This window comes from Ruegeria sp. Alg231-54 (assembly GCF_900143525.1).
Taxonomy (GTDB): domain Bacteria; phylum Pseudomonadota; class Alphaproteobacteria; order Rhodobacterales; family Rhodobacteraceae; genus Ruegeria.
The window spans coordinates 54,126-77,763 of the sequence record NZ_FREZ01000015.1 but is presented as its reverse complement, the minus strand read 5'-3'; the positions used below and the strand labels follow the sequence as shown (position 1 = coordinate 77,763).

General features: G+C 58.9%; 20 protein-coding genes. 9 read left to right on the top strand and 11 right to left on the bottom strand.

All coding sequences use genetic code 11. The features are described 5' to 3' along the window. Positions 1 to 8: 8 nt before the first annotated feature. Complete coding sequence (locus tag DHN12_RS20695; protein ID WP_108861880.1) at positions 9 to 623, bottom strand: glutathione S-transferase family protein; 615 nt, start codon at positions 621 to 623, stop codon at positions 9 to 11. A 21-nt stretch (positions 624 to 644) separates the two neighbouring features. Continuing rightward, positions 645 to 1,295: a histidine phosphatase family protein gene (locus tag DHN12_RS20690; RefSeq protein WP_108861897.1), complete on the bottom strand. Its 651-nt coding sequence runs from the start codon at positions 1,293 to 1,295 to the stop codon at positions 645 to 647. Between the two features lie 367 nt (positions 1,296 to 1,662). Here DHN12_RS20690 and gcvT point away from each other — a divergent pair, with 367 nt between their 5' ends. The 4 genes from gcvT to DHN12_RS20670 all read left to right on the top strand — a co-directional run bounded on the left by gcvT (position 1,663) and on the right by DHN12_RS20670 (position 7,212). Next, entirely contained in the window at positions 1,663 to 2,760 is a 1,098-nt protein-coding gene (gene gcvT, locus DHN12_RS20685) for a glycine cleavage system aminomethyltransferase GcvT (protein WP_108861879.1), read from the top strand. Positions 2,761 to 2,779: 19 nt separating this feature from the next. Beyond that, positions 2,780 to 3,145, top strand: coding sequence for a glycine cleavage system protein GcvH (gene gcvH, locus DHN12_RS20680; protein WP_058271403.1), 366 nt, complete (start codon positions 2,780 to 2,782; stop codon positions 3,143 to 3,145). Positions 3,146 to 3,257: 112 nt separating this feature from the next. Further along, positions 3,258 to 6,113: an aminomethyl-transferring glycine dehydrogenase gene (gene gcvP, locus DHN12_RS20675; RefSeq protein ID WP_108861878.1), complete on the top strand. Its 2,856-nt coding sequence runs from the start codon at positions 3,258 to 3,260 to the stop codon at positions 6,111 to 6,113. A gap of 103 nt (positions 6,114 to 6,216) precedes the next feature. Next, the gene (locus tag DHN12_RS20670) at positions 6,217 to 7,212 is read left to right on the top strand and encodes a helix-turn-helix domain-containing protein (protein WP_108861877.1); all 996 of its coding nucleotides are present in this window, start codon (positions 6,217 to 6,219) and stop codon (positions 7,210 to 7,212) included. A 235-nt stretch (positions 7,213 to 7,447) separates the two neighbouring features. On the opposite strand, the gene DHN12_RS20665 is transcribed toward DHN12_RS20670, so the two are convergent. Together DHN12_RS20665 and DHN12_RS20660 are read right to left on the bottom strand one after the other, a co-directional pair. Further along, complete coding sequence (locus DHN12_RS20665; RefSeq protein ID WP_108861876.1) at positions 7,448 to 9,085, bottom strand: adenylate/guanylate cyclase domain-containing protein; 1,638 nt, start codon at positions 9,083 to 9,085, stop codon at positions 7,448 to 7,450. A gap of 120 nt (positions 9,086 to 9,205) precedes the next feature. Then, complete coding sequence (locus tag DHN12_RS20660; protein WP_108861875.1) at positions 9,206 to 9,898, bottom strand: Crp/Fnr family transcriptional regulator; 693 nt, start codon at positions 9,896 to 9,898, stop codon at positions 9,206 to 9,208. Positions 9,899 to 10,079: 181 nt separating this feature from the next. Here DHN12_RS20660 and hemA point away from each other — a divergent pair, with 181 nt between their 5' ends. Beyond that, the gene (hemA, locus tag DHN12_RS20655; RefSeq protein ID WP_108861874.1) at positions 10,080 to 11,303 is read left to right on the top strand and encodes a 5-aminolevulinate synthase; all 1,224 of its coding nucleotides are present in this window, start codon (positions 10,080 to 10,082) and stop codon (positions 11,301 to 11,303) included. Between the two features lie 58 nt (positions 11,304 to 11,361). Here the strand turns inward: hemA and DHN12_RS24910 are convergent, their stop codons facing one another. The 6 genes from DHN12_RS24910 to DHN12_RS20625 all read right to left on the bottom strand — a co-directional run bounded on the left by DHN12_RS24910 (position 11,362) and on the right by DHN12_RS20625 (position 16,780). Beyond that, positions 11,362 to 11,538: a nitric oxide reductase F protein gene (locus DHN12_RS24910; protein WP_108861873.1), complete on the bottom strand. Its 177-nt coding sequence runs from the start codon at positions 11,536 to 11,538 to the stop codon at positions 11,362 to 11,364. A 116-nt stretch (positions 11,539 to 11,654) separates the two neighbouring features. Continuing rightward, positions 11,655 to 12,203, bottom strand: coding sequence for a cytochrome c oxidase subunit 3 (locus DHN12_RS20645; RefSeq protein WP_108861872.1), 549 nt, complete (start codon positions 12,201 to 12,203; stop codon positions 11,655 to 11,657). Beyond that, a complete protein-coding gene (locus DHN12_RS20640) occupies positions 12,200 to 14,122 on the bottom strand; it encodes a nitric oxide reductase activation protein NorD (RefSeq protein ID WP_108861871.1) in 1,923 nt (640 codons plus the stop codon). The genes DHN12_RS20645 and DHN12_RS20640 overlap by 4 nt, the downstream gene beginning before the upstream one ends. A gap of 9 nt (positions 14,123 to 14,131) precedes the next feature. Next, on the bottom strand, positions 14,132 to 14,941 hold the full coding sequence (locus DHN12_RS20635; RefSeq protein ID WP_108861896.1) for a CbbQ/NirQ/NorQ/GpvN family protein: 810 nt from the start codon (positions 14,939 to 14,941) through the stop codon (positions 14,132 to 14,134). Between the two features lie 5 nt (positions 14,942 to 14,946). After that, positions 14,947 to 16,314 carry a cbb3-type cytochrome c oxidase subunit I gene (locus tag DHN12_RS20630; protein ID WP_108861870.1) on the bottom strand — a complete coding sequence of 456 codons (1,368 nt, stop codon included), beginning with the start codon at positions 16,312 to 16,314 and terminating at the stop codon, positions 14,947 to 14,949. 16 nt (positions 16,315 to 16,330) lie between these two features. Further along, a complete protein-coding gene (locus DHN12_RS20625; protein WP_108861895.1) occupies positions 16,331 to 16,780 on the bottom strand; it encodes a cytochrome c in 450 nt (149 codons plus the stop codon). A 304-nt stretch (positions 16,781 to 17,084) separates the two neighbouring features. On the opposite strand from DHN12_RS20625, the gene DHN12_RS20620 reads away from it, so the two are divergent. Beyond that, the gene (locus DHN12_RS20620) at positions 17,085 to 18,134 is read left to right on the top strand and encodes a Hint domain-containing protein (protein WP_108861869.1); all 1,050 of its coding nucleotides are present in this window, start codon (positions 17,085 to 17,087) and stop codon (positions 18,132 to 18,134) included. A 27-nt stretch (positions 18,135 to 18,161) separates the two neighbouring features. Here the strand turns inward: DHN12_RS20620 and DHN12_RS20615 are convergent, their stop codons facing one another. Then, positions 18,162 to 19,340, bottom strand: coding sequence for an NnrS family protein (locus tag DHN12_RS20615; protein WP_108861868.1), 1,179 nt, complete (start codon positions 19,338 to 19,340; stop codon positions 18,162 to 18,164). Between the two features lie 235 nt (positions 19,341 to 19,575). Here DHN12_RS20615 and DHN12_RS20610 point away from each other — a divergent pair, with 235 nt between their 5' ends. From DHN12_RS20610 to DHN12_RS20600, 3 genes are all read left to right on the top strand, one after another. Further along, positions 19,576 to 21,252 (top strand): cytochrome D1 domain-containing protein, encoded by a 1,677-nt coding sequence (locus tag DHN12_RS20610; RefSeq protein WP_058277288.1) that lies wholly within the window; start codon positions 19,576 to 19,578, stop codon positions 21,250 to 21,252. A 124-nt stretch (positions 21,253 to 21,376) separates the two neighbouring features. Continuing rightward, positions 21,377 to 23,164: a NapC/NirT family cytochrome c gene (locus DHN12_RS25130; protein ID WP_108861867.1), complete on the top strand. Its 1,788-nt coding sequence runs from the start codon at positions 21,377 to 21,379 to the stop codon at positions 23,162 to 23,164. Between the two features lie 55 nt (positions 23,165 to 23,219). Then, on the top strand, positions 23,220 to 23,621 hold the full coding sequence (locus DHN12_RS20600) for a plastocyanin/azurin family copper-binding protein (protein WP_108861866.1): 402 nt from the start codon (positions 23,220 to 23,222) through the stop codon (positions 23,619 to 23,621). The last annotated feature ends 17 nt before the right edge of the window (positions 23,622 to 23,638 follow it).

The window sequence follows — 23,638 nt, the reverse complement described above, 5'->3', positions numbered from 1 at the left end:
TCCTTTACTCAAATCATCCCGGCGGCGCGCACCGCCTGAACCGAGGCGCGCGCCTCCATCGCCTCGCGGAAAGCGAGGATTTTGGGAAAGGCCGACACGTCCACACCGTCACCTTCCAGCCAGCTGCACACCACGTACAGATAGGCGTCCGCCAGCGAGACCGTATCGCCCAACACAAAGGGCCCGCGCAATCCGTTTGATACGATGTACTCACAGGACGTGGTCATGGTCTGGGCGACCTTGGCGGTCATGTCTTTCCAGCTGGCTTTCTTGTCGGCCCAACGGGCCCCGCGCAGCTTGTGTGCGTGGTTCACATGCATGGTCGAGGCCAGATAATACATCACTTCGCGCATACGGGCCGCCATGACAGGATCGGCGGGGACAAGATTTGCGTCAGGCGCAACCGTAGCGACATATTCCAGCAACGCCCCTGTTTCAGTCAGGATACCGCCATCAACCGCCAATGCAGGCACACGGCCTTTTGGATTGATCTGTTTGTAGGCCGGTTTGGTCTGGTCGCCTTCGGCGAAGTCCAGACGTACCGCTTCATAGTCCAGGCCGGCCTCCTCCAAGGCGATGGCAACGGCGATCGAAATGGTGCGGGGTGCATAATAAAGCTGCATCAGAGTGCCTCCGGGCTTGGATTACAGATGCGTTTGGGCAAACTGCCTGTCTGGCGCTTCCAGATGCGGGACTGCGTTGAACAGAACCGGGCTCAACTGCGCGCCTATCGGGTGCAGACGATGCATTGAGGTGTTCATGATGGCAAGAGCCACCCGCGCCATCGCCTGTATGTCCAGTCCCATCGCCTGCCGAACCACCATCGAAATCAACCCGCCCGATGTCACGACAATCGCTGGCCCGCCCTCGGTTCCGATATCGCGCAAAGCGTCCGAGACGCGTGTTTCGAACTCCTCAAAGGTCTCGGGCGTTTCCTCGATCTCGCCTCTGGCCCATGCGGCAAAAGTTCGGGGCAGATGGTCGACAAACCCTTCCCGGTCGGTCGGTACGGGGATGCCATGTTGCTCTTCATACAATTTCGCAATGTTGAAGTATTCGATCTCATTGAGGCGTGGATCACGGGTAGGTTCGGGCAGTCCCATGCTGGCGGCGGTTTCCACATGGCGCGACAGGGTTCCGCAATAGACGCGCGGGTAGAACGCTTGTGTGTTCTGCAGATGCGCGCCCAGCCAACGGGCTTGCTGATGGCCCAGATCGCTGAGCTTGTCATAGTTTACTTCGTCACGTGCGGTGGTGTTGGCCTGCCCGTGACGCACCAGTGTGATATGTGCCATTGCGTCCCCTCTTGCGCGAAGTCTTAGGGTAGGTTCAGGGTTGGTGCCAGAGCCCTTTAGCAGAAAGCGGCTAAAAATCAGTTTGATGGCTCGGCTGTCTTTTGTTCGCCGCAGAAATTTGCCCATGGCACGTCGCATGCGATGTTGCCTAACGGAAAAAAGTTTCCTATAGGATACAAGGTCGCTGCATGCGGCCGTATACATGCCTCTGCAACGCCGCCCTCGGGGGACCAAAAGACCGCCAGCAGTCGAAGCCTGTTGACTCGCTGCACAGTCCTAGGAACCTTGGTGTCAATTGGCGACAATACAGAGATAACGTTGCAATCCATGCGGCAATGTTGCCAAGGTCTTAGGAAAGGTCTCTGCCATGTCTGACGCACCCAAACGCACCCCATTGCATTCTTTGCACGTTGAGTTGGGAGGTAAGTTGGTTGATTTTGCTGGGTGGGAGATGCCTGTTCAGTATCCTTTGGGGATTATGGGGGAACATAAGCAGTGTCGTGAGAAGGCGGCGTTGTTTGATGTGTCTCATATGGGCCAGGTGATCCTGCGCGGTGAGAATGTGGGTGAGAAGCTGGAAGCTCTGTGCCCGCAGGCCTACGCGACCCTGAAGCCGGGCAAGGCGCGGTACGGTTTCTTTACCAACGCGGATGGCGGGATCATGGACGATTTGATCGTGTCGAATGCGGGGGATTACTATTTCGTGGTGGTGAATGCAGCGCTGCGTCATCAGGACATTCCGCATATGCGTGAACACCTTGACGGCGTCGAAGTGGTCGAGATCTTTGACCGCGCGCTGGTGGCGGTGCAAGGCCCTGCGGCGGAAAACGTGGTTGGGGATCTGTGCCCTGCCGCCCGCGACCTGAAGTTCATGGAAACCACTGAGGCCCCGATCAACGGCGTAGACTGCCGCATCTCGCGTCTGGGCTACACCGGTGAGGACGGATATGAGATCTCGATCCCCGAGGACAAGGCGATCGAAGTTTCGAAAGCCTTCCTGGCGCATGAGGATTGCGAAGCGGCCGGTCTGGGCGCGCGCGACAGCCTGCGGCTGGAGGCGGGTCTGTGCCTCTATGGCAATGACATCGACCAGAGCACCTCGCCGATTGAGGCCAGCCTCGGCTGGGCGATCCAGAAGCGCCGCAAGGAAGAAGGCGGCTTTCCGGGCGCAGACCGCGTGCAGAAGGAACTGGCCGAAGGCCCTGCTAAAAAGCTGGTTGGCATCAAGCCCGATGGCCGCGCACCAGCGCGTCAGGGCGTGGAAATCCAGTGCGCCGAGGGCAATACGATCGGTCAGATCACCTCGGGCGTATTTGGCCCCACGGTCGGCGGACCGGTGGCGATGGGCTATGTTTCCAAGGGCCACGGTGAGCCGGGCGAGACGGTGAACCTGATCATCCGGGGCAAGCCACAGCCGGCGCAGATCGTGGCGCTGCCCTTCGTCAAACAGAATTACAAGCGTTGAAGTCAGGAGAGAGACAAACATGGCAACCTATTATTCCGAAGAGCATGAATGGCTGACCGTCGAAGGCGACACGGCCACTCTGGGCATCACCAAGCACGCGGCTGAACAGCTGGGCGACGTGGTGTTCGTGGAGCAGCAGGAAGCAGGCGACGAGTTCGAAAAAGGCGGCGAGATCGGCGTGATCGAATCCGTCAAGGCCGCGTCCGAGCTCTACGCCCCGGTCGATGGCGAGATCACCGAGGTCAACGAAGCGCTGGCCGACAACCCCGGCGCGCTGAACGAAGACCCCGAGGGTGAAGCCTGGATCTACAAGATCAAGATCGCGGATGCCGCGCAGCTGGAAGATCTGATGGATCTGGACGGCTACAAGGCCCTGATCGGGTAAACCCAAACGGCGGGTCCTTTCGCGGATCCGCCCCTTCATCTGGCTAAAAATATCCCCGCCGGAGGCTCCTGCCAGAGCGGCCGGGCGAGACATTCCCTGAGGAGCATGACCTATGGCCTTCAAACTGACCGACTACGAAGCCTATGACTTCGCCAACCGCCGCCATATCGGGCCCAGCCCGACGGAAATGCGCGACATGCTCAAGGTGATTGGCTTCAAGACGCTGGACCAGCTGATCGACGCCACCGTCCCGCCTGCGATCCGGCAGAAGGAACCGCTGGATTGGGGTCCGGCGATGACCGAACGCGATGCGCTCTTTTACATGAAAGAGGTGGCGAGCAAGAACAAGGTTTTGACCTCGCTGATCGGCCAGGGGTACTATGGCACCACCACGCCTGCGCCGATCCTGCGCAACATCCTGGAAAACCCGGCCTGGTACACCGCCTATACGCCCTATCAGCCCGAGATCAGCCAGGGCCGTCTTGAGGCTCTCCTGAACTTCCAGACCATGGTCAGCGACCTGACCGGGCTGGACGTGGCCAACGCCTCGCTTCTGGACGAGGCGACTGCTGCTGCCGAAGCCATGGCGATGGCCAAACGCGGTGGCCGGTCGAAGGCCAACAACGCGGCCTTCTTCGTGGACAAGAACTGCCACCCGCAGACCATCGCGGTGATCAAAACCCGGGCTGAGCCTCTGGGCATCGATGTGCAGGTGGCCGACCCGGACACGCTGGACGCAGGGTCGGTCTTTGGCGCGATCTTCCAGTATCCCGGCACCCACGGCCATGTGCGCGACTTCACGAACGAGATCGCCGCCCTGCACGAACACAAAGCCATCGCCATCGTCGCCGCCGACATCCTGTCGCTGGCGCTGCTGAAGTCACCCGGTGAGATGGGCGCGGATATTGCCATCGGCTCGACCCAGCGCTTTGGCGTGCCGATGGGCTATGGTGGCCCGCACGCAGCCTATATGGCGACCAGTGACAAGCTGAAGCGGTCGATGCCCGGCCGGATCATCGGCGTGTCGATCGACGCGCGCGGCAACAAGGCTTACCGCCTGGCCCTGCAGACCCGTGAACAGCACATCCGCCGCGAGAAAGCCAACTCGAACGTCTGCACCGCGCAGGCGCTGCTGGCGGTGATTGCCTCGATGTATGCCGTCTATCACGGCCCCGATGGCATCAAAGCCATCGCGCAATCGGTGCACCGCAAGACCTCGCGTCTGGCCGCCGGTCTGGAAGAGGCAGGCTTTGCCGTCGAGCCGGAGGTGTTCTTCGACACCATCACGGTCGAGGTCGGCCACCTGCAGAATGTCGTGATGGAGGCCGCCGTGGCCCGCGGCGTCAACCTGCGCAAGGTCGGCGACACCAAAGTGGGCATCAGCCTGGACGAACAGACCCGCCCCGAGACCATCGAGGCCGTCTGGGGTGCCTTCGGCATCGATCGCAAGGATGACAGCTCGAACAAGCTCTACCGCCTGCCGGATTATGCGCTGCGCGAAAGCGCCTATCTGACCCACGAGATCTTCCACAAGAACCGGGCCGAGGCCGAGATCACGCGCTATATGCGCCGTCTGGCCGACCGCGACCTGGCGCTGGACCGGGCGATGATCCCGCTGGGGTCCTGCACCATGAAGCTGAACGCCACGATCGAGATGATCCCGGTCACCTGGCCCGAGTTCGGCAACCTGCACCCGTTCTGCCCGCAAGATCAGGCGCAGGGCTATCATGAGATGATCGACGATCTGAACGACAAGCTGTGCCAGATCACTGGCTATGACGCGATCTCGCAGCAGCCCAACTCGGGCGCGCAGGGCGAGTACGCAGGCCTGCTGACCATCCGCAACTATCACGCCGCGCGGGGTGAGGCGCACCGCAATGTCTGCCTGATCCCGACCTCGGCGCATGGCACCAACCCGGCCTCGGCGCAGATGGTGGGCTATCAGGTTGTGCCGGTGCAAGCCGATGACAAGGGCAATATCGATCTGGCCGACTTCCGCGCCAAGGCTGAAAAGCATTCGGACCATCTGGCCGCCTGCATGATCACCTACCCCTCGACCCATGGCGTGTTCGAGACCACCGTTCAGGAGGTCTGCCAGATCACCCATGACCACGGCGGTCAGGTCTATATCGACGGCGCCAACATGAACGCCATGGTTGGTCTCTCGCGCCCCGGCGATATCGGCGGCGACGTCAGCCACCTGAACCTGCACAAGACCTTCTGCATCCCGCATGGCGGTGGCGGCCCCGGCATGGGCCCGATCGGCGTCAAGGCACATCTGGAAGAGCACCTGCCCGGCCACCCGGAATACGGCACCGCCGTGGGTCCGGTCTCGGCGGCGCCGTTCGGCTCGCCCTCGATCCTGCCGGTCAGCTGGGCCTATGTGCTGCTGATGGGCGGTGCCGGTCTGACGCAGGCCACGAAAGTGGCAATCCTGAACGCCAACTACATCGCGGCACGCCTGCAGGAGGCCTATCCGATCCTCTACACCTCGGACACGGGCCGGGTGGCGCATGAGTGCATTCTGGATACCCGCCCGCTGGATGAGGCGGCGCAGGTCAGCGTCGACGACATCGCCAAGCGTCTGGTCGATTCCGGCTTCCATGCGCCCACCATGTCCTGGCCGGTGGCCGGCACCTTGATGGTCGAGCCCACGGAATCTGAACCCAAGGACGAACTGGACCGCTTCTGCGACGCCATGCTGTCCATCCGCGCGGAAGCGCAGGACATCATCGACGGCAAGATCGACGCGGAGAACAACCCGCTGAAAAACGCCCCCCACACGGTGCGCGATCTGGTCGGCGACTGGGACCGGCCCTATAGCCGCGAACAGGCCTGCTTCCCCCCAGGATCCATGGGCGTCGACAAATACTGGTCCCCCGTAAACCGCGTCGACAACGCATACGGCGACAGAAACCTAATATGCACATGCCCCCCAATGGACGCTTACGAAGAAGCCGCAGAGTAAGCGGGCTGAAACTCACGACCGACCCCCGAAACTATGGGGGTCGGCCATAAGAAATGTGCGGTGCCCCGAAGGGCAAAGCCGAAGACCATCAGGTGGAGGAACAATGAAACACTATGTCCTCAAAAATGCCCGTTCACGGCAAGCCTGCGTTGCCAGGCAAACACCCAACAGAAATCATCACGTCGATGTTGTCCTCTCTGGCGCGGACACCGAAGCATCTGCACAGATCGTCCTGGATTTCTTTGATGCCTTGAACAGGTTGGTCGAACATCATTCTTACATCATCAACATTCGCAGGTTGGCTAAAGACCCGGTCGAAGGGCCGCTGTACTGGTCTGGGCGAACGGCACTGTTTTGGGGGGATATCCACGAAAACTGGCGGTTGGATGACTCTGAGAAAACCTGGACCTCACAGGTTGTGAACCTGTCGTCGCGCACAATACTTGTCGGCAGCGCCGTTTTGCTGCTTGCTCAGATCGGGCGGGCAGAAAAAACAGTCGCCGCGGTGCATCCCAACTTCACGGCCGCAGCGCAGGAAATCGGACTGATCGAAGATGGATCGGGTACCCACTTAGCCTATGATAACCGTTTGCACAGCGCATCGACCCGGTTAAGCGCATTACGGTTGTTGTCCAATTTCGTGTCGATCGATCACGGAGAGCACCTCGCAGACACTCTGCGCGGATACATCGGCCTGTCCGAGCCAAAAAAGACCGCCAAGAGCCATCTTGCAATCCGGCTTTTCCAAAGGTCCGAGGCCGATCCACAAGTGCGACGAGCCATCGAAACGATGAGTGATAATCTTGAGGAGCCATTGCGGATCTCTGATCTGGCGCAAATACTGGGTACGTCTACCCGACAGTTGCAGCGTCGGTTCCTGAACAGAACCGGCACAAAGCTTTTGACAACGTACAGAGAGCTGCGTCTGGAACGGGCTGACACGTTGCTTCGGACAACGGATCTGTCGCAGCGAGAGATTTCGGCGGCCACCGGATTTTCTTCTGCCGTCGCTCTGGGTCGCGCCTTTCGCGCCCACTACAAGACATCCCCGGACGACATCCGAAATCAACGCTTTGCGGGACAATTATCCGTCAGGTAGGATGAAAAGGACCGCGCCCCGGCAAACAGTCGGTTCGTCACACTCACCTCAAATCAAACACACTCGCTGACCCACGCATCGGGTGAGTTGCCGTTCCCATTGGACCGTCATCAGCTCGGGCGCTGAAACCGTTTTGGTTGGCTCGGTCTATTAGCTTGCAGGCGCGCTTATCGTTGGCACATTACCGCCTGCCCCCGTCTTTTGAAGTTACGACGGGCGCAACTCCCTGCATTTGTCAGGGATAGGGTGCACAAACGTGAGGCGCCGCCCGGCTTTCGACCAGACGCGCCAATTCAAAGGCCGAAACGCGGGTTCCTATGCCTTTCAGATCGAACGGTCCCGCCGGGGTCATATCTATCCGGACCTGACGCGCAGTTGCATTTGAGACAAGCACCTGACCGTCCTTGGCGATTTCACACAGGCGTGCCGCCAGATTGGGCGCAGGCCCGATGGCCGAGTAATCCAGACGACCCTCAAAACCAATCCGACCCAAGGTTGCTGCGCCCGTTGCGATCCCAATGCCGAGGCCAAGACCATGCTGCGCTATACCGGCCCTGTATGGGACCATCGCCTTTCGAACATCCACTTGCATTTTCTGGGCCAGTTCAACGGCTCGCTGCGCAGCATCATCCAGCGGCACCGGCGCGCCGAACAAAACCATCAAACCGTCGCCAAGAAACCGTTCCAATGTTCCCCCGCAGGCCTCAACAAGCGGCCCGCAAGTGCCGTGAAATGAGTTGAGCGCCGCGACAACCTGATCCGCATTGGCAACGGTGGCGAAGGCCGTGAACCCGCGCAGATCAGCAAAAAGAACCGTGATCTCGGCCTTACGGGTTCTCAAGACATCCGCCTCATCCGTCGCGCCGACAATCATCGCTGCCACCTGCGCCGGCAAGAAACGTTTCAGACGATTGGTGCGCTCGATCTCTTCTATCTGGTTGGCGACCCGAGTTTCCAGCGCTGCATTCAAATCGGCCAGCTGGGCTTTTTGCACTTCGACTTGACCGTAGAGCGCGCCCAGTTTTTCGCTGGTTTGGTTCACGTGGTTTGCCAGCTCGCCCAGTTCGTCCCGATTGGGAACCGTAATCCGGTTGTCGAACCCACCCCGGGACAGCTTGCTGAGCACCGCGTGGATGCGTTCGATCGGCCACAACAGGGACGACGAAATCGAATATCCCAACAAAAGGGCAATCCCAATCGCTGCGATCGCCGCAGCCGTGATGCTTAGGCGTGAGGTCAAATATGCCTGTTCTGTTGTCCTCGCCAGTTCGCGCACTTCCTGTTCGACATCCTGCGCCACGGTATACGCCTCGCGCTGCATGGCTTGGAGCGGCTCGAACATGTGGTCGATACCGTGTTGCGCAGCGGCTAACAGATCGCCTTCGCGGTTCAGACGGCGCAGTTCAGTGAGTGCCGGTAAAATGTCCTGAAGGTCAGATCGAAGGTTCGCGATCGCCTGCGCATCCGGCATTCCCGGCTGTCCGAAACTGCGAAAACCAAGGGCAAGGTTACGCTCCAGCGCCGCCGAAACGTGAAGTATCGAACGCGTAGAAGCTCCCAGAATTCCGTTCTGACGAGGAAAGTCTTTCAGGTTCTGCGGAACGAACAAGGACAGTAGATGTGTGTTCAGGTTCGAGATCGTCGTGTGGGTGTCATTAAAAAACGCAATACGCTCCTGATCGCGCATCATCGTCTCGGACCGCAGATTGGCCTGATGCAAGGCATATAGACCGAACAACACCAAACAGACCAGCAGACCGGTTATTCCTAGAAAAGCCACCAGCAGCTTGGCCCGAACCGAAAGAGCGACCTTGGCGACGCTGAGCGCAACCAAGGGCGGCCTGTCAGGGCCACCGTTGCGGTCGTGTGTCATGCTGCACCCCCCGCCGAAATACGCGGCAGAACTGGCATCATTGTACACAAATATGCGAAAAAACGCTAGCAAATATGCCAAAATGTCTGCGCTAATAACCCTATCGAAGCGGAATGTGCGCTACTTCTCGGACGAGTCGCGTTCGGCATAGTCACGCAGGCCTTGGATATCCGCGATTTCGGCGTGATTGCGATTGATCTTCACACCCACCGGCTTGAGTCGCGAAAACGCTCTGCTCAGACTTTCGGGTTTCATGCCCAGGCGCCCGGCAATCAGCATTTTATCATAAGGCAGCTCAACCTCGCAGCCGCCGGACACCTTGTCGGACAGGTTCAGCAAAAACTCGGCCACTCTTTGCGCGCCGGTTTGGGCCTTGAGCTGCTCCAGCTGCGCGACCAGTGAATGCAAATGGGTAAAGGTCGAAGCCAGGATCGACACGCCAATCTCAGGGTCTTCGCGCATTAGGGACAAAAGAAGCGGGCTGGGAATATGCATGATTTCGCAGGCCGAAACAGCCTCGGCAGAGACTGGGTAAGGCACATTGCGCAGCGCGACCGCCTCACCAAAGCTTTCGCCACGGGTAAAGACACTGACGACGGCCTCGGCCCCAGTGGGCGCCATGCGAAACAGCTTGACCCAACCCGCCAGAACCACGTGTACGGCTTTGGCCTCTTCCTCCTGCAGAAAGATCGTCTCACCCCGGTCGTAGCGCCGCCAGATCGCATGGCTGAGCAGTTTGTCGATATGGTGCTCTGGCAGGCTTTTCAGCAGTAACGACTGTCTGGCGATTGCCTTTTGTGTTTCATGGGCCAAGAAGTGCCCCCTTTTTCCCTGGCCAATCTCTCAGCCGGTACATTCGTTGCCTTATGGCTATGCCAAACCTGAATCCTCTGCACCAGCTTTTTCCTGCGCCACAACTTGACAATTGTCATGTCATCGCACCGCCACCATGCCTAACCTCAGGTCAAAGCCAGTATCCCCGGGAGTGTGTGAGATGGACTACCAGCGATTTTTCACCCAAAGCCTTAATGATTTGCGGGATGAAGGAAACTATCGCGTTTTCATAGATCTGCAACGGAACTGCGGGGCCTTCCCGAACGCGCGCCAGACTGATGGAGCGGTGCAGCGAGATGTGCGGATCTGGTGTTCCAACGACTATTTGGGCATGGGGCAGCATTCGGAGGTGATTGGTGCGATGCATGACGCACTGGATCGCTGCGGTGCAGGTGCGGGTGGCACGCGCAACATCTCGGGCACAACACATGACCACGTGCTGCTGGAAAATGAACTGGCCGATCTGCACGGGAAAGAGGCCGCGCTGCTGTTCACTTCGGGCTATGTCTCGAACTGGGCCGCGCTGGGAACTCTGGCGGCCAAAATCCCCGGCCTGATCGTTTTCTCTGATGCGTTGAATCACGCGTCGATGATCGAAGGCATCCACCATTCGCGCGCGCAAAAGGTCATCTGGAAGCACAACGACCTTGAAGACCTCAAGGCGAAACTGGCCGCGGCCGCCCCCAACGCGCCCAAGATGATCGCGTTTGAATCTGTCTATTCGATGGACGGCGACATCGCTCCGATCAAGGGTATCTGCGATTTGGCCGACAAATACGGCGCGATGACCTATCTGGATGAGGTTCACGCCGTTGGTCTGTATGGTCCGCGTGGCGGCGGCATTGCCGAGCGTGAGGGGCTGATGGACCGGCTGACCGTGATCGAGGGTACGCTGGGCAAGGCATTCGGCGTGGTCGGCGGTTATATCGCTGCCTCGGCTGCGCTTTGCGACTTTGTGCGCAGCTTTGCCAGCGGGTTCATCTTTACGACGGCCCTGCCCCCCGCGATTGCAGCTGGTGCTGCGGCCTCGATCCGGCATCTGAAACAGTCGAATGCCGAACGTGATCTTCAAAAAGTACGCGTGGGGCAGGTACGTGCCCGACTGGATGCCGAAGGGATTCCTCACCTTCCTAACCCCAGCCATATCATCCCCGTGATGGTAGGCGATCCGATGAAATGCAAATTCATCTCGGATACGCTGTTGGAAGAGTTCGGTATCTATATCCAGCCGATCAACTACCCAACTGTGCCCAAAGGGACCGAGCGTTTGCGGATCACCCCTTCGCCTGTGCATACGGACGAGGATATCGACCATCTGGTCGGCGCCCTGTCGGCCCTGTGGCACCGCTGCCAGATCGCGCGGATGCCGATGGCCGCTCAATAGCCATGGTGCCCAATCGCACCTGAGAACTTGCCGCTCTTGAAGGCGGCTTTTTCCTTGGTCACATGAGGTAGAGGGAAAAGATGACGAGCACAAAGCCCGTCAGCACCGCTGTGAACCCGCGCAGCCAGACCTGACTTTTCGCAAGGTCCAAATACCGTGCGAGGACAATGCGAGCTTTGATCAGTGCGAGGATCAGGATACCGGCGCCCAGAAGCTCCGGTAGTACCGGCAGCATAGTCAACAATGCGGAAACAAGGCTTAGCGCGAGCAACGTAAGCCAAGCACGCGGGAGTGAGTTCAGGAGCCTCCGGCGGGAGTTTTTGAAAAAAGATGAAGCCTGTGACACGGTGCCTATCCCAGAAGGTAAATCACTGGAAACAGCATGATCCATACCAGGTCGACCATGTGCCAGAACTGAGCGCCAGCCTCGATATTACGTGCATCGTCGCTCCAAGCAACGAGCAGCAGGAAACCCACCCCTGCCAACACATGTGCTGCGTGAAACCCGGTCAGCAGGTAGTAGAACATGAAAAACGGGTGGGTCTCAAACGTGATCCCCTGCGCCGCTTTTCCCGTGTACTCGACACCTTTGATGATCAGGAACACTACTCCCAGCAGGGCAGCACCGATCAAGGCAAGACGCGCGGCACCACGTCGTGCCGCCTTGCGCCAGTGCAGCGCCTGCGCGGCGAGGTAACCTGACGTGACCAGCACTGCTGTATTGAAGGCCGCACCCGTGCGATACAGATGCGACTGCGCCTCGGCAAAGCCCGCCGGGTCGGTCAGGCGAACGGCCATGAAGGCGATCAAGCCTGCCCCGAATACCAACAGCTCCGAGATGATGAGCACCCACATCAACAACTCACCTGGAAGCTCGTCGATCAGGGAGGTATCGCTCATGCGCCAACCAATTGGCGGTAGATCTGCGGCAGCGCCATGGTCAGGCGGTGCGGGTCGGGGATGACCGCAAACCCACCTTGTCCGAACATTCGCGGGAACCAACTTTTGCCGGTTTTGTCGATGGTCACACCGAACACCGAATGCCCGGCGCGGCGCGCCTCGCGGACGGACATGCAGGTATCTTCGATACCATGGCGCCCCTCGTAATGGTCCAGATCGTTAGGCTTGCCATCGGTGATGACCAACAGCAATCGGCGCTTTCGGGTTTGACCTGCTAGATCGGCCGAGCAATGGCGGATCGCGGCCCCAAGCCGCGTGTAATGGCCCGGCCGCAGCGATGCGATGCGCTGTTCGACGGTCGTACCCATCGGCTCATCAAAGCGTTTGCAGCGCTGGACGTAGACGCGCTGGCGTTTTAGCGAACTGAAGGCGTGGATGGCGAAATCGTCACCACAGGCGTTCAGGCCCCAAGCCAGCGCGGCCAGTGCCTCGCGCGCGATGTCGATTACGGCCCGTCCTGTGACGGCGCTTTCAGTGGAGCGGCTGACATCCAGCAGGATCGAGACGGCAAGGTCGCGCGCCTCGGGACGGGATTGCATCCAGATACGCTCGGTCCCTTCACCATTTGCGCAGCGATCAACCTGTGCCCGCACGGCGGCCTCGATATCCAGTTGGTCGCCATCCAGATGGCCGCGCGTCATGACACGACCGGGGCGCAACGCCTCGAACTGGCGCTTGACCGCGCGGATACGGCGGGCGGTGGCTGGGTCCTTGCCAAACTCCGCAGCGTCTTCGCGGATATCTGCATCCGAGAGCAGAACATTGACGTGATCGGGCAGATACCGACCCGTACGCACATCCCATTCGGGATAGAGGATACGGCCCGACAAACGCTCTCGGTTCACATCCTCAGGGGCGAGGTCCAGATGCAGTTTCAGCTTGGTGGGCGGGGCTTTTGCGATTTGTCCAAGGCCAATCTCTTCTTGGTCGTCGGCAGCCTTTTTGGCGTTGTCGGGATCATCGTCATCGATACGGCGATTGATGTTAAGAAACTCAGCCCAGCTGAGGATGGCTTCGAACTTGTGCAGGATGAAACTGTCACTGCGAGATGCCTGATCCGATTTGCGGCGGCGGGCGCGATGGGTTTTCTCGCCAGATTCTTCGGGCGGGCCTTCAGTGTCTGGGTTTTCGACCTCATTGTGTTCGGAAAAGCCGACAGCGCGCAGTTCGGGCCACAAGGGTATCGGGCGCATCGGCTGATAGCCGCGCGGGGCGACCACGTCATCGTCCAGCTTCAGAAACTGTTCGGCTTTTTCCGACAACGGATGAAGTTCGCCCAGGTTATATCGGATCAGCTCTTCGACCGCCGCCTCGACGGGTGGAAGGCTGGGTATGTCGCGTTGATGCAGCACCCCTCTGCAAAGCTCGGCGTAAAGTGGGCGCAAGCCGGGGGCGTCCTCCAGTGTCGCCTCGACCATGTGTCGAGCGGCGATCAGCGCAGTCAAGTCGGCGCGTAACGGATCATCGTCATCAATTCGGGTTCCGGCATGGGCGGCCGCGGCCGCCAGCCAGACGTACAGTGCGCCGTTGGCCGCGCGCACGGGAAACACCGCCAGACGATCTGGCAGGCGCAGAACCTCGCCATCAAACGAGGCGCGCGGCATCAATTCAGTCTCGGTAGCCAGCCGGCGACGCCAGCTCAAACGATGACGGGAAACCTCGGGTGAGACCGGACGCAATTCAACGCCCGGACTACCTCCCAGCCCTCGGAAAAGGACTGCCAGCCGCCCCGCGACCTCAGAGAGGTCGACCGCGGCTCCTACGTGCACCTCAGGTGCATCAAGGCGGCTGGCGAGGGTGTGCCACAGTTTCCCGATCGTTTCTTCGGGTTCCCATGGCTCAAAGTCGATCTTGACCATCGGCCGGCCTCACCCAAAGACAGCCGTGACAAGATCGAGGAGCCCGCGTTTGATATCCTCGTCATCCGTCAGAGGTTCGATCATTGCGGCAAGGATGGCGCGGTCGGTGGACATGCCCTGTGCGATCAGCGTCGCGGCATAGACGACCAGACGGGTGGAAACGCCTTCCTCCAGATCCTGACCCTTGAGGCCCCGCAGCTTGCCTGCAAGGCGCACCAGTGGTTTGCAGCGCTCCAGCGGCAGACCGCTTTCCTGGGCGACAACTTCGGCCTCCATCTGGGGCGACGGAAAGTCGAACTCCAGCGAGATAAACCGCTGCCGGGTCGAAGGTTTCAGGGTTTTCAGGATATTCTGATAACCGGGGTTGTAAGACGCCACCAGCATGAAGCCGGGCGCAGCCTCAAGCTCTTCACCTGTGCGGTCGATCGGTAGGATGCGCCGGTCGTCGGTCAACGGGTGCAGCACGACAGTCACGTCCTTGCGGGCCTCGACGACTTCATCGAGGTAACAGATTGCGCCTTCGCGCACCGCGCGGGTTAGCGGGCCATCGACCCAGACGGTTTCGCCACCTTTCAGTAGGTATCGCCCGATCAGGTCGGCCGCGGCCAGGTCGTCGTGGCAAGCCACTGTGTAAAGTGGACGGCCAAGGCGCGCGGCCATATGAGCCACAAAGCGGGTTTTTCCGCAGCCTGTCGGACCTTTCAGCAGGACCGGCAAGTTGTTGGCATAGGCGGCGGTGAACACATCGCATTCATCGCTTTGGGGCAGGTAGAAGGGGGCGTCAGCCGCCCCCGTTCCCATTTGAATGGAGCCATCCATTTGCATCACTCCGCAGGGGTTTCAGCTGCGCCCGGCTCGATGATCTCTTTGCGAGGCACCCAAACCGAGTAGATGAACAACAGCGCACCAAGGACCACCACGACGCCAGAGCCAAAGCGCATCCAGTAGAAGATCGCGATCTGGTCTTGCACGTCCATGAAGTAGTCTCCGACCACGCGCTGCATGTGCGTCTGCACGGTTCCGCCGAAGGTCAGCACGAAGGTCATGAAAACCATACCGCTGGTCATCAGCCAGAACGACCCCATGTTCATCACCTGATTGTACGGATCGCGGTTCTTGAGGATCGGCATCGCATAGCTGAAGATCGCCAGGTTGAGGCAGACATAGGCACCGTAGAAGGCCAAGTGACCATGTGCGGCCGTGATCTGCGTACCGTGGGTATAGTAGTTCACCCCGTGCAGCGTGTGCAGGAAGCCCCAGACGCCAGCGCCAAAGAAGGCCAGCGTGGCACAGCCCAGCGACCACAGCAACGCGGCTTTGTTAGGATGGTCACGACGGCCTTTCCAGACCATGACGAAGGCAAAGGTCATCATCGCGAAGAACGGGATCACTTCGAGGCTTGAGAAGATCGACCCGATCCACTGCCAGTAGGCCGGTGTCCCGATCCAATAATAGTGGTGGCCGGTGCCCAGGATGCCTGAGAACAGCGCGGCGGCGACGATGACATAAAGCCATTTCTCGACCACCTCACGATCGACACCGGTCAGCTTCAGCATCAGGTAGGCCAGGATTGAGGCCATGATCAGCTCCCACACGCCTTCGACCCACAGGTGGACAACATACCACCAGTATTGCTTGTCCAAGGACAGGTTGCCCGGGTTGTAGAAGGCAAAGAGGAACAGCAGCGCTAGACCCCAAAGACCCAGCAACAAGATGTTGGTGATCGCGGTCTTCTTGCCCTTCAGAACGGTCATCGACACGTTGTACAGGAAGATCAGTGCGGCCACGACTATGCCGGCCTTGACCCATTTGGGTTGCTCAAGGAACTCGCGCCCTTCTTTGCCCAGCAGCCAGTTGCCTTCAAACAGGTTGAACGTATAGGTCAGCACCACGCCCAATGTACCAACCACAAGGATGATCAGCTGCAGATAGGCCAGCATGGGCGAATGGATCTCACGCTCGGCCTCTTCCGGGATCAGAAAATAGGCTGCACCAAAGAAGCCTAGGATCAACCAGACGATCAGCGCGTTTGTGTGCAGCATCCGCACAATATTGAACGGCAGAAGCTCGCTCAGGAAATTAGGCGATACGTAAATCCAGCCGGCGATCAGACCGCCGATTACCTGGATCGCGAACAGGCCCATCGCTACGGCAAAGTAGGCATAAGCAATTTTTTGGGATTCGTATTTCATTACTCTGTTCCCTTCCTCAGCCAGCCTCGTTCGGCGGCCAGTCCTGAGCGTCGATATTGTCCGTCCAGATCAGGAAGTTGGTCAGATCACGGATTTCTTCGTCGCTGAGGTTGAAATTAGGCATCTGCCGACGGCCCTCGATGCCCGTGGGCTGTGCCTCCATCCAGCCCTTGAGGGCATCAAAGGCCGATTCCGGGTCATCCAGAACGTCCCAACGGGTCATCACGTTGCCGACCTCAGGGGCAAAGTAAGCCCCTTCACCCAGGATCGTGTGACAATTGATACAGGCGTGTTTTTCCCAGACGTGTTTGCCCCGCACCACGCTGTCATCAAGATTCGCAGCATTCTCGGAATTCACGATGTACCAGTGGGAATGGGCCGACAAAGCCAGAAAGATAAGAATAAAGAACAGTGACCCGCCATAGAAAATATTGCGGGCCATGCTCTTGGTCATGACTTCTCGCATCGCGCTCTCCTTTGCGCAGATTAGCTTGTGAAGATCAGCATGCGTGGCGGGCCAGTGCATCGCCTTAACGAAAGTCAAGACCGGCAAAAATCGCTGATGAAGCACCAATATCCGGCGGAAATAGTCGGCCTAAGTGTGGCCTGAGGGAAACTAGTGCATCTGCAACAAGCCCCAAAACCCTAAAATTCCCCTTTTAGCGCCTTGAAAAACAACATCGGACTCAGCAAGTGTTTTCGCGAGTACTTAGTAGCGTCGCTTTGTGCATGACATCGCAAAGCCAAAGCACACAAAGGTTAAGGTAACGATGGCAATCAGTATCTACGGCGCATTCCGCGCGAACTCGACGATGTCGACCAGTCAGGCACAGCTTTATCAGGTCAACACCACATTCCAGATCTCGCAATACAGCCAGATTACGATTTCCGACGGTGCCGATGGCACTATTATCGACGGCGACAACGTGGTCAACGAAGTTCCAAACGACCCAACCCAGACCTATCTGGACCGCGCGTTTGACTGGGATTACACCATCCGGGTCCTTGATGAAGATGGCAATACTTATGAAATCGGCGTCATGGATTGGGACATCAACAACAACGGGTCTATGAATACCAACTCCGCTGAGCAGGGTTACTTCCTTGGCTTTATTGGCGGCAGCGTCCCTCCTCTGAACACGACGCTCACTATTATCGAATTGACCGACAATGGCCCGGACATTCCGGTTGATACGGTTGTGCCGTGTTTCACAAAGGGTACGCTGATCGAGACGCCAGATGGCATGCGCCCTATCGAGGCGCTCGCGGTCGGGGATGAGGTGGTGACGATGGACAGGGGTCCGCAGCGTATTCGCTGGATCGGCGCACGCGCATTGACCGGCCAGGAGCTGTCGGAAAAGCCCAAACTTCGCCCGATCCGCATCGCGGCTGGAACATTGGGCAGCGGACTGCCGCAGCGCGACTTATTGGTATCGCCACAGCATCGGATGCTGGTGCGCTCGGCCATCGCGATCCGAATGTTCAACACCAGCGAAATTCTGGTGGCTGCTCATGCGCTGGTTGGCGTTCCCGGCATAACGGTCGAGGAAAACGCAGAGTCGGTCGAGTATTTTCACATGCTGTTCGAACAGCATGAGATCGTCTTTGCCGAAGGCGCCCCATCAGAAAGCCTGTTCGCCGGAGCCGAAGCGCTCAGAACCGTGCCACTTGCAGCCCGGGCAGAAATGCTGGAGATGTTTCCTGCCCTGGCCACCGAGGATTTTGTGCCGCCATCCGCGCGTCCGATCCCGAGCAAAGGCAAACAGGTCCGACACATGGTGCAACGCCACATCAAAAACAGCCGCTCATTGATCGAATGATTTCGATCGTTTGAAACGATAAGGTACCTAGTCTTGCTTCGCGCGCGGTCTTGTCAATGCGGGCCACATCGCAACCAGATACAGCGCAAAAGCCGTGACCCACAGACCGTCAGACAACAGCATTGCGACCAAATAGCCCGTGTCCATCTCGGCCCCGATCCAACGCGACAGCGCCGCCGCCGCCATCAATCCATAGGCCACAACCATCGGTCCGGGTGCGACCAGCGCGCGACCGCTATGTCCGAGCGCGGCGCGACTCATGACCGCCAGTGTCATGCCACCTACGCAACCGATACCCAGGACATGCAGGGCGGCAACCTCATTGCCAAGACCCAGCACCGCCAAGCCCCACAGGATCAGACCCAGTGCCAGCATGCCCAACCCCAGATGCAGCGCCAGCAGGATCGGTTCACGCGCAGCCCAAATTGTCCGCCACCGAGCCATGCGCAGGATTTGCACAACGCCCAACGTTAGGGCAACAGCCCCGGCAATTTCCCAATCGCCTGATGCCAGAACGCTTAGCGGCAGGATAAGCGACAATCCCATTCCGGCCTTGTTCAGCGCACCGACGGAAACGGGCCAGTCAGCCTCAGACACCCCGGCGCGTTTCATGGCGTTGCGGGTAAAAGCCGGCGTGATCCGCCCGCCCAGAATGGCTATCATCGCGCAGAGCGCCAGCAAACCCATCCGCAGCCCGGATTGCAACGTGTCATCCGTCATTCCGATCCACTCAAAATGAGTCAGCAAGTCCGCGATCCAGATCAGGCTGAGCAACAGTAGGAAAATCATGTTCTGCGGTTTCGGCCGACGGATCAATTGCGTCGCTATCTTGGCTGCAAGGATCGGAACAAACGCAAGGTCGATCACGGCAACCATAACCGGCGGCAGCATACCGGAAAACCACATTGCCATCCGGCCTGCCAGCCATACCCCTGCCGCAAGGGCGATGAACCGCGCGCGCGCGTCAGGTGCACCGGTCCAGTTTGGCACCGCCGTCAGAAAGAACCCGCCCAGCGCTGCAGTGGCATAGCCAAAGATCATCTCATGCGCATGCCACATAGGCGGCGTCATGCCGTAATCCGGCGCCATGTAAGGCACCGTCAGCCACAATCCCCAGACTAGTCCGACAAAAAGGCCATACAGCCCGGCGGACAGAAAAAACACGCGGAACCCCTCACCAAAAATACGGGTGATGACTGCGGGCATGGCTGCTCTCCTAGGTCGTTTTTCCAAGCCCTAGCAGCCTGCTTGTTCACGGCACTTAACCAAAATCAAAACCGGCGGAAAACATGCCCCTAAAACACAGATTTTCTGAGGTTTTTTGGGGCAAATTTTTGCATCTCTACCCCGGTTTACGCCCCATCCGTTGACTTTCGTCAAGGAGCCGAAGGCTGCGATGCGCCAACCTTGGCCCTGCCTCACCAGCAAATGGAGAGTGATCATGTCACTTGGAATCAGCTACAAAAAAACTGGCCGTGCCTTTGGGGTCGGTTTGGCGATGCTGCTGGGCAGCGTCGCTGCTCCGACACTCGCCGAAGAGCCAACCCTTGATAAGGACGCCTTTGAATCGTCAAAACAATTGTACTTTGAACGCTGCGCTGGCTGTCACGGCGTGTTGCGCAAAGGGGCGACGGGCAAAAGCCTTGAACCATTGGTGGAAACGAAAAACGCCGACGGCACCGTGACCGAATCCGGCACGCTCAAACTAGGACAGGAACGGCTCGAAAAAATTATCGCATGGGGCACCGAAGGCGGGATGAACAACTTCTCGGACGTGATGTCCGAGGACGAGATCAGCAATATGGCGACCTATATCCAGATGGAGCCACCCAAGCCGCCGGAAATGTCGCTTGAGCAAATGATGGCGACCCGTAAGGTCTATGTCGAACCCGAAGATTACCCAAGCGAGCCGCTGCATGGCCGAAACTGGGAAAACTTCTTTGTGGTTATCGAACGTGACGTAGGCAAGGTGGCTGTGATCGACGGCGACACCAAGGAAGTGCTGGCGCATATTCCGACAGGCTATGCCGTGCACGTTCTGAAAGCGTCCGAGCACCATAAATTGGAAGAGCCGGAAAACCCTGGCCGCTTCTGGTACACCATGGGCCGCGACGGCAAGATGACCAAGATCGACCTGTGGCAGAACCCTGAGAATATGCTCGTGGCCGAGGTCACCATTGGCTATGACGCCCGCGACGTGGCCGTTTCTGGTGATGGTAAATACGTGATCGGTGGGGCCTATTGGCCGCCGCACTTCGCAATCGTCGATGCCGAAACGATGGAACCGAAGAAGGTTGTCTCGACCCGAGGCTACAACGTGGACGGGGACTATGTGGAAGAGGCGCGTGTTGCCGCGATCTACACCACTCCGAACGAGCCAACCTGGATCGTAGCTGTGAAAGAACTCGGCCAGCTCTGGCAAGTGGATTACTCAGACCTGGACAACCTGCGGATCGACAAGATCGACAGCGCCAAGTTCCTGCATGACGGGTTCTTTGATCCAACCGGCCGTTACTTCCAGATCGCCGCGAACGCGTCGAACAAGATGGTTGTGGTCGATACCGAAACCCACAAGTTGGAAGCCATGATCGACACGGCGCCGCTGCCGCACCCCGGCCCGGGCGCCAACTGGGAAGACCCGAATTGTGGCCCGGTTGCCGGTACGACCCACTTGGGCGAAGGCACTGTCACCGTGTGGGGCAACGACCCCGAAGGTCGTCCGGATGACGCCTGGAAAGTCTGCTACGAGGTGGAAACCGACGGACCCGGTCTGTTCATTCGGACACACCCGGAATCGGACTATATCTGGGCCGACCAGACCAAGCACCCCGAGCCTGAGGTTCAGCAATCGGTGCAGGTCATCGACAAGGCAACCGGTGAGATCGTGAAAACGATCCAGATCACAGAAGAGGAAGGCAACGTCGCCGTCCACTTCGAGTTCAACCAGGACGGTTCCGAGGTTTGGGTTTCCAAGTGGAACCGCTCGACCTCGAAAGAAGCGAACGGTGAGATCGTGATCTACGACGCCAAGACGCTGGAAGAGATCGGCCGCGTGAAGGGGCTGTTTGCACCGACCGGAAAATTCAACGTCTACAACCGGTCGAACCACGTCACCTGACGGGTTCTCTACCAACTTCGGAAAGGGCGGGCCCCTCGCCCGCCCTTTCCTCGTTTGTTCACTCAGCCAAACTCACCGGCCTGCCATCCAAGGCCAGACAAGACAGCCAAAACGGAGCCCGGACATGACTTCCGAACCGGATAAGAAAAAACCGATCTGGCGCCGGTATTTCCTGTGGGGAATGCCCGTGGCCGGTATTGCCGCAGCCTTTGTCGGCGGCATCATCTTCTGGGGCGGATTCAACACCGCCATGGAAGCCACCAACACCAAAGATTTCTGTATCTCTTGTCACGAGATGCGCGATTTTGTCTACGAAGAATACACCGGCACGATCCATGACGTGAACCGGTCCGGTGTCGGTGCGGTCTGTTCTGACTGCCACGTGCCGAAGGACTGGACCCACAAGATGATCCGCAAGATCAAGGCGTCCAAAGAGCTGTACGGCAAGGTGGTTGGCACCATCAACACCCGCGAAAAGTTCGAAGCCAAACGCGTACATCTGGCCATGAACGAATGGGAGCGGATGAAAGCCACCGACTCGCGTGAATGCCGCAACTGCCACGACTTTGAATCGATGATGCCTGAATTCCAGAAACCCCGCGCACGTCAACAGCACCTTAACGCGATGACTGTGGGCCAAACCTGTATCGACTGTCACAAGGGGATTGCGCACTCGGACGCCCGCGATCGGGCCGACGAAGAGTATCTGGAAGAGCTTGAAGCGCCGAACCCGGACTTTATCCGCCAGATCCCGCCGGAATATATGGCGAGCCTTGAACGGATCGAAGCCAAGGAAGCTGCAGAATCCGAAACCGAGAAAGCCGCCAATCAGGCGCGGCATGAAGCCGTGCAGGCTCAGATCGCAGCCGCGGTGGATGCGGCCGTGGCCGAAGAACGCGCCAAATCCAACGGTGAGGAAGCCGCAGCGCCCGCAAGCGGGGGTGGTGATGATGTCGGCACGGATATCGACTGGAACGCCGTTGCCACCGCCGATTTGAAACTGTTCTACCCCGGTCAGGCTTCGTTTGAATGGGTCCAGAACGGTAAATTCCACGGTGGTGCCCGTCCTCTGACCAAAGGTGGAGACCAGTGTACAACCTGCCACGCCAAAGAGCTGGACACGATCGGCAACAAGATTGTTGCAGGCGGCGAATTGGAACCGACACCGATCCCCGGCAAACGCGGCGTAATCGACGCAACCGTTCAGGCAGCATATGATGACGAAAACCTGTATGTCCGCCTGCAATGGCCGGATGCAGGCCACAACCCTGCTCCCTTCGTGGATGGCGGCAAAATGGATCCCGACAACCAGATAAAGGTCGCCATGATGATCACCGGCACCGGAATCGAGTTGGGTGATCAGGTAGGCTGCTGGGCTTCGTGCCACGCCGACAACAGCTATATGCCCTTTGACCCTGGCGCGGATGCGATTGCCGCCAATGGCGACGTCGCAGGTCGCATGTCCGCGCAGGACACCGTGACCAAATACATCAGCGAAAGCCGCACGGATGTCGAAATCAAAGGCCGCCGTGGCAAAGCACTAGGCGGTTGGGACAAGCTGGAGGCCGTAGCACAGATCGAGCAGTACCTGGCCGATGGCACCTATCTAGACCTGATGCGCGTCTACGCCGATGGCAGCGCGACAAACGGCTATCTGCTGGAACAGCGCGTGGTCAATGACGGTGAAATCGCCGCCTCGGCGAACCTGTCCGGTGGCATGTGGACCGTGGTCTTTACCCGGCCGCTGAACTCGGGCGCGCCGGGTGACGTCCCGCTCGAGCCCGGCCAGACCTATACGGTTGGTTTTGCGATCCATGACGATTTCGCCGCCGCCCGGTTCCACCATGTCACGCTGGACACCAGCCTGGCATTGGACGACGACGCCGCCTTCATCAACGTGGTCAAACAATAACAGATCGGGGCCGGGCACTCCGGCCCCACCCCATTTTGGAAAGGAGACTTGGACGATGAAACCCCAACACCTTCTTCCTGCCCTGCTTTTTCTGTCCGCGCCAGTATGGGCCGAGGACACTGCCGAGCTGTGCGCCGAAGCCGAAGACCGTTATCTCACGCTTTTTGGCCAGCCAACCTCGGCGGTCGAGGATGCCGAGGTGGTGCTGATGTACAAGTACAACTTCTGCCCATCCGAACTGACCGTGAAGGCCGGCACCACTGTCCGCTGGGTCAATGTCGACAAGCGGACCAGCCACTCGGTCTTGATGAAGGATGGCGGCAAGCCGGAAAGCGACCGGTTGTTCCCTGAAGAAACGGTCGAGATTACCTTCCTTACCCCGGGTCCGCAGGAATACCTGTGCGGCCCGCATTGGGAAACACAGAACATGATCGGAATGATCACAGTCGAACCCTGAGCCGAGGCAAAAATACA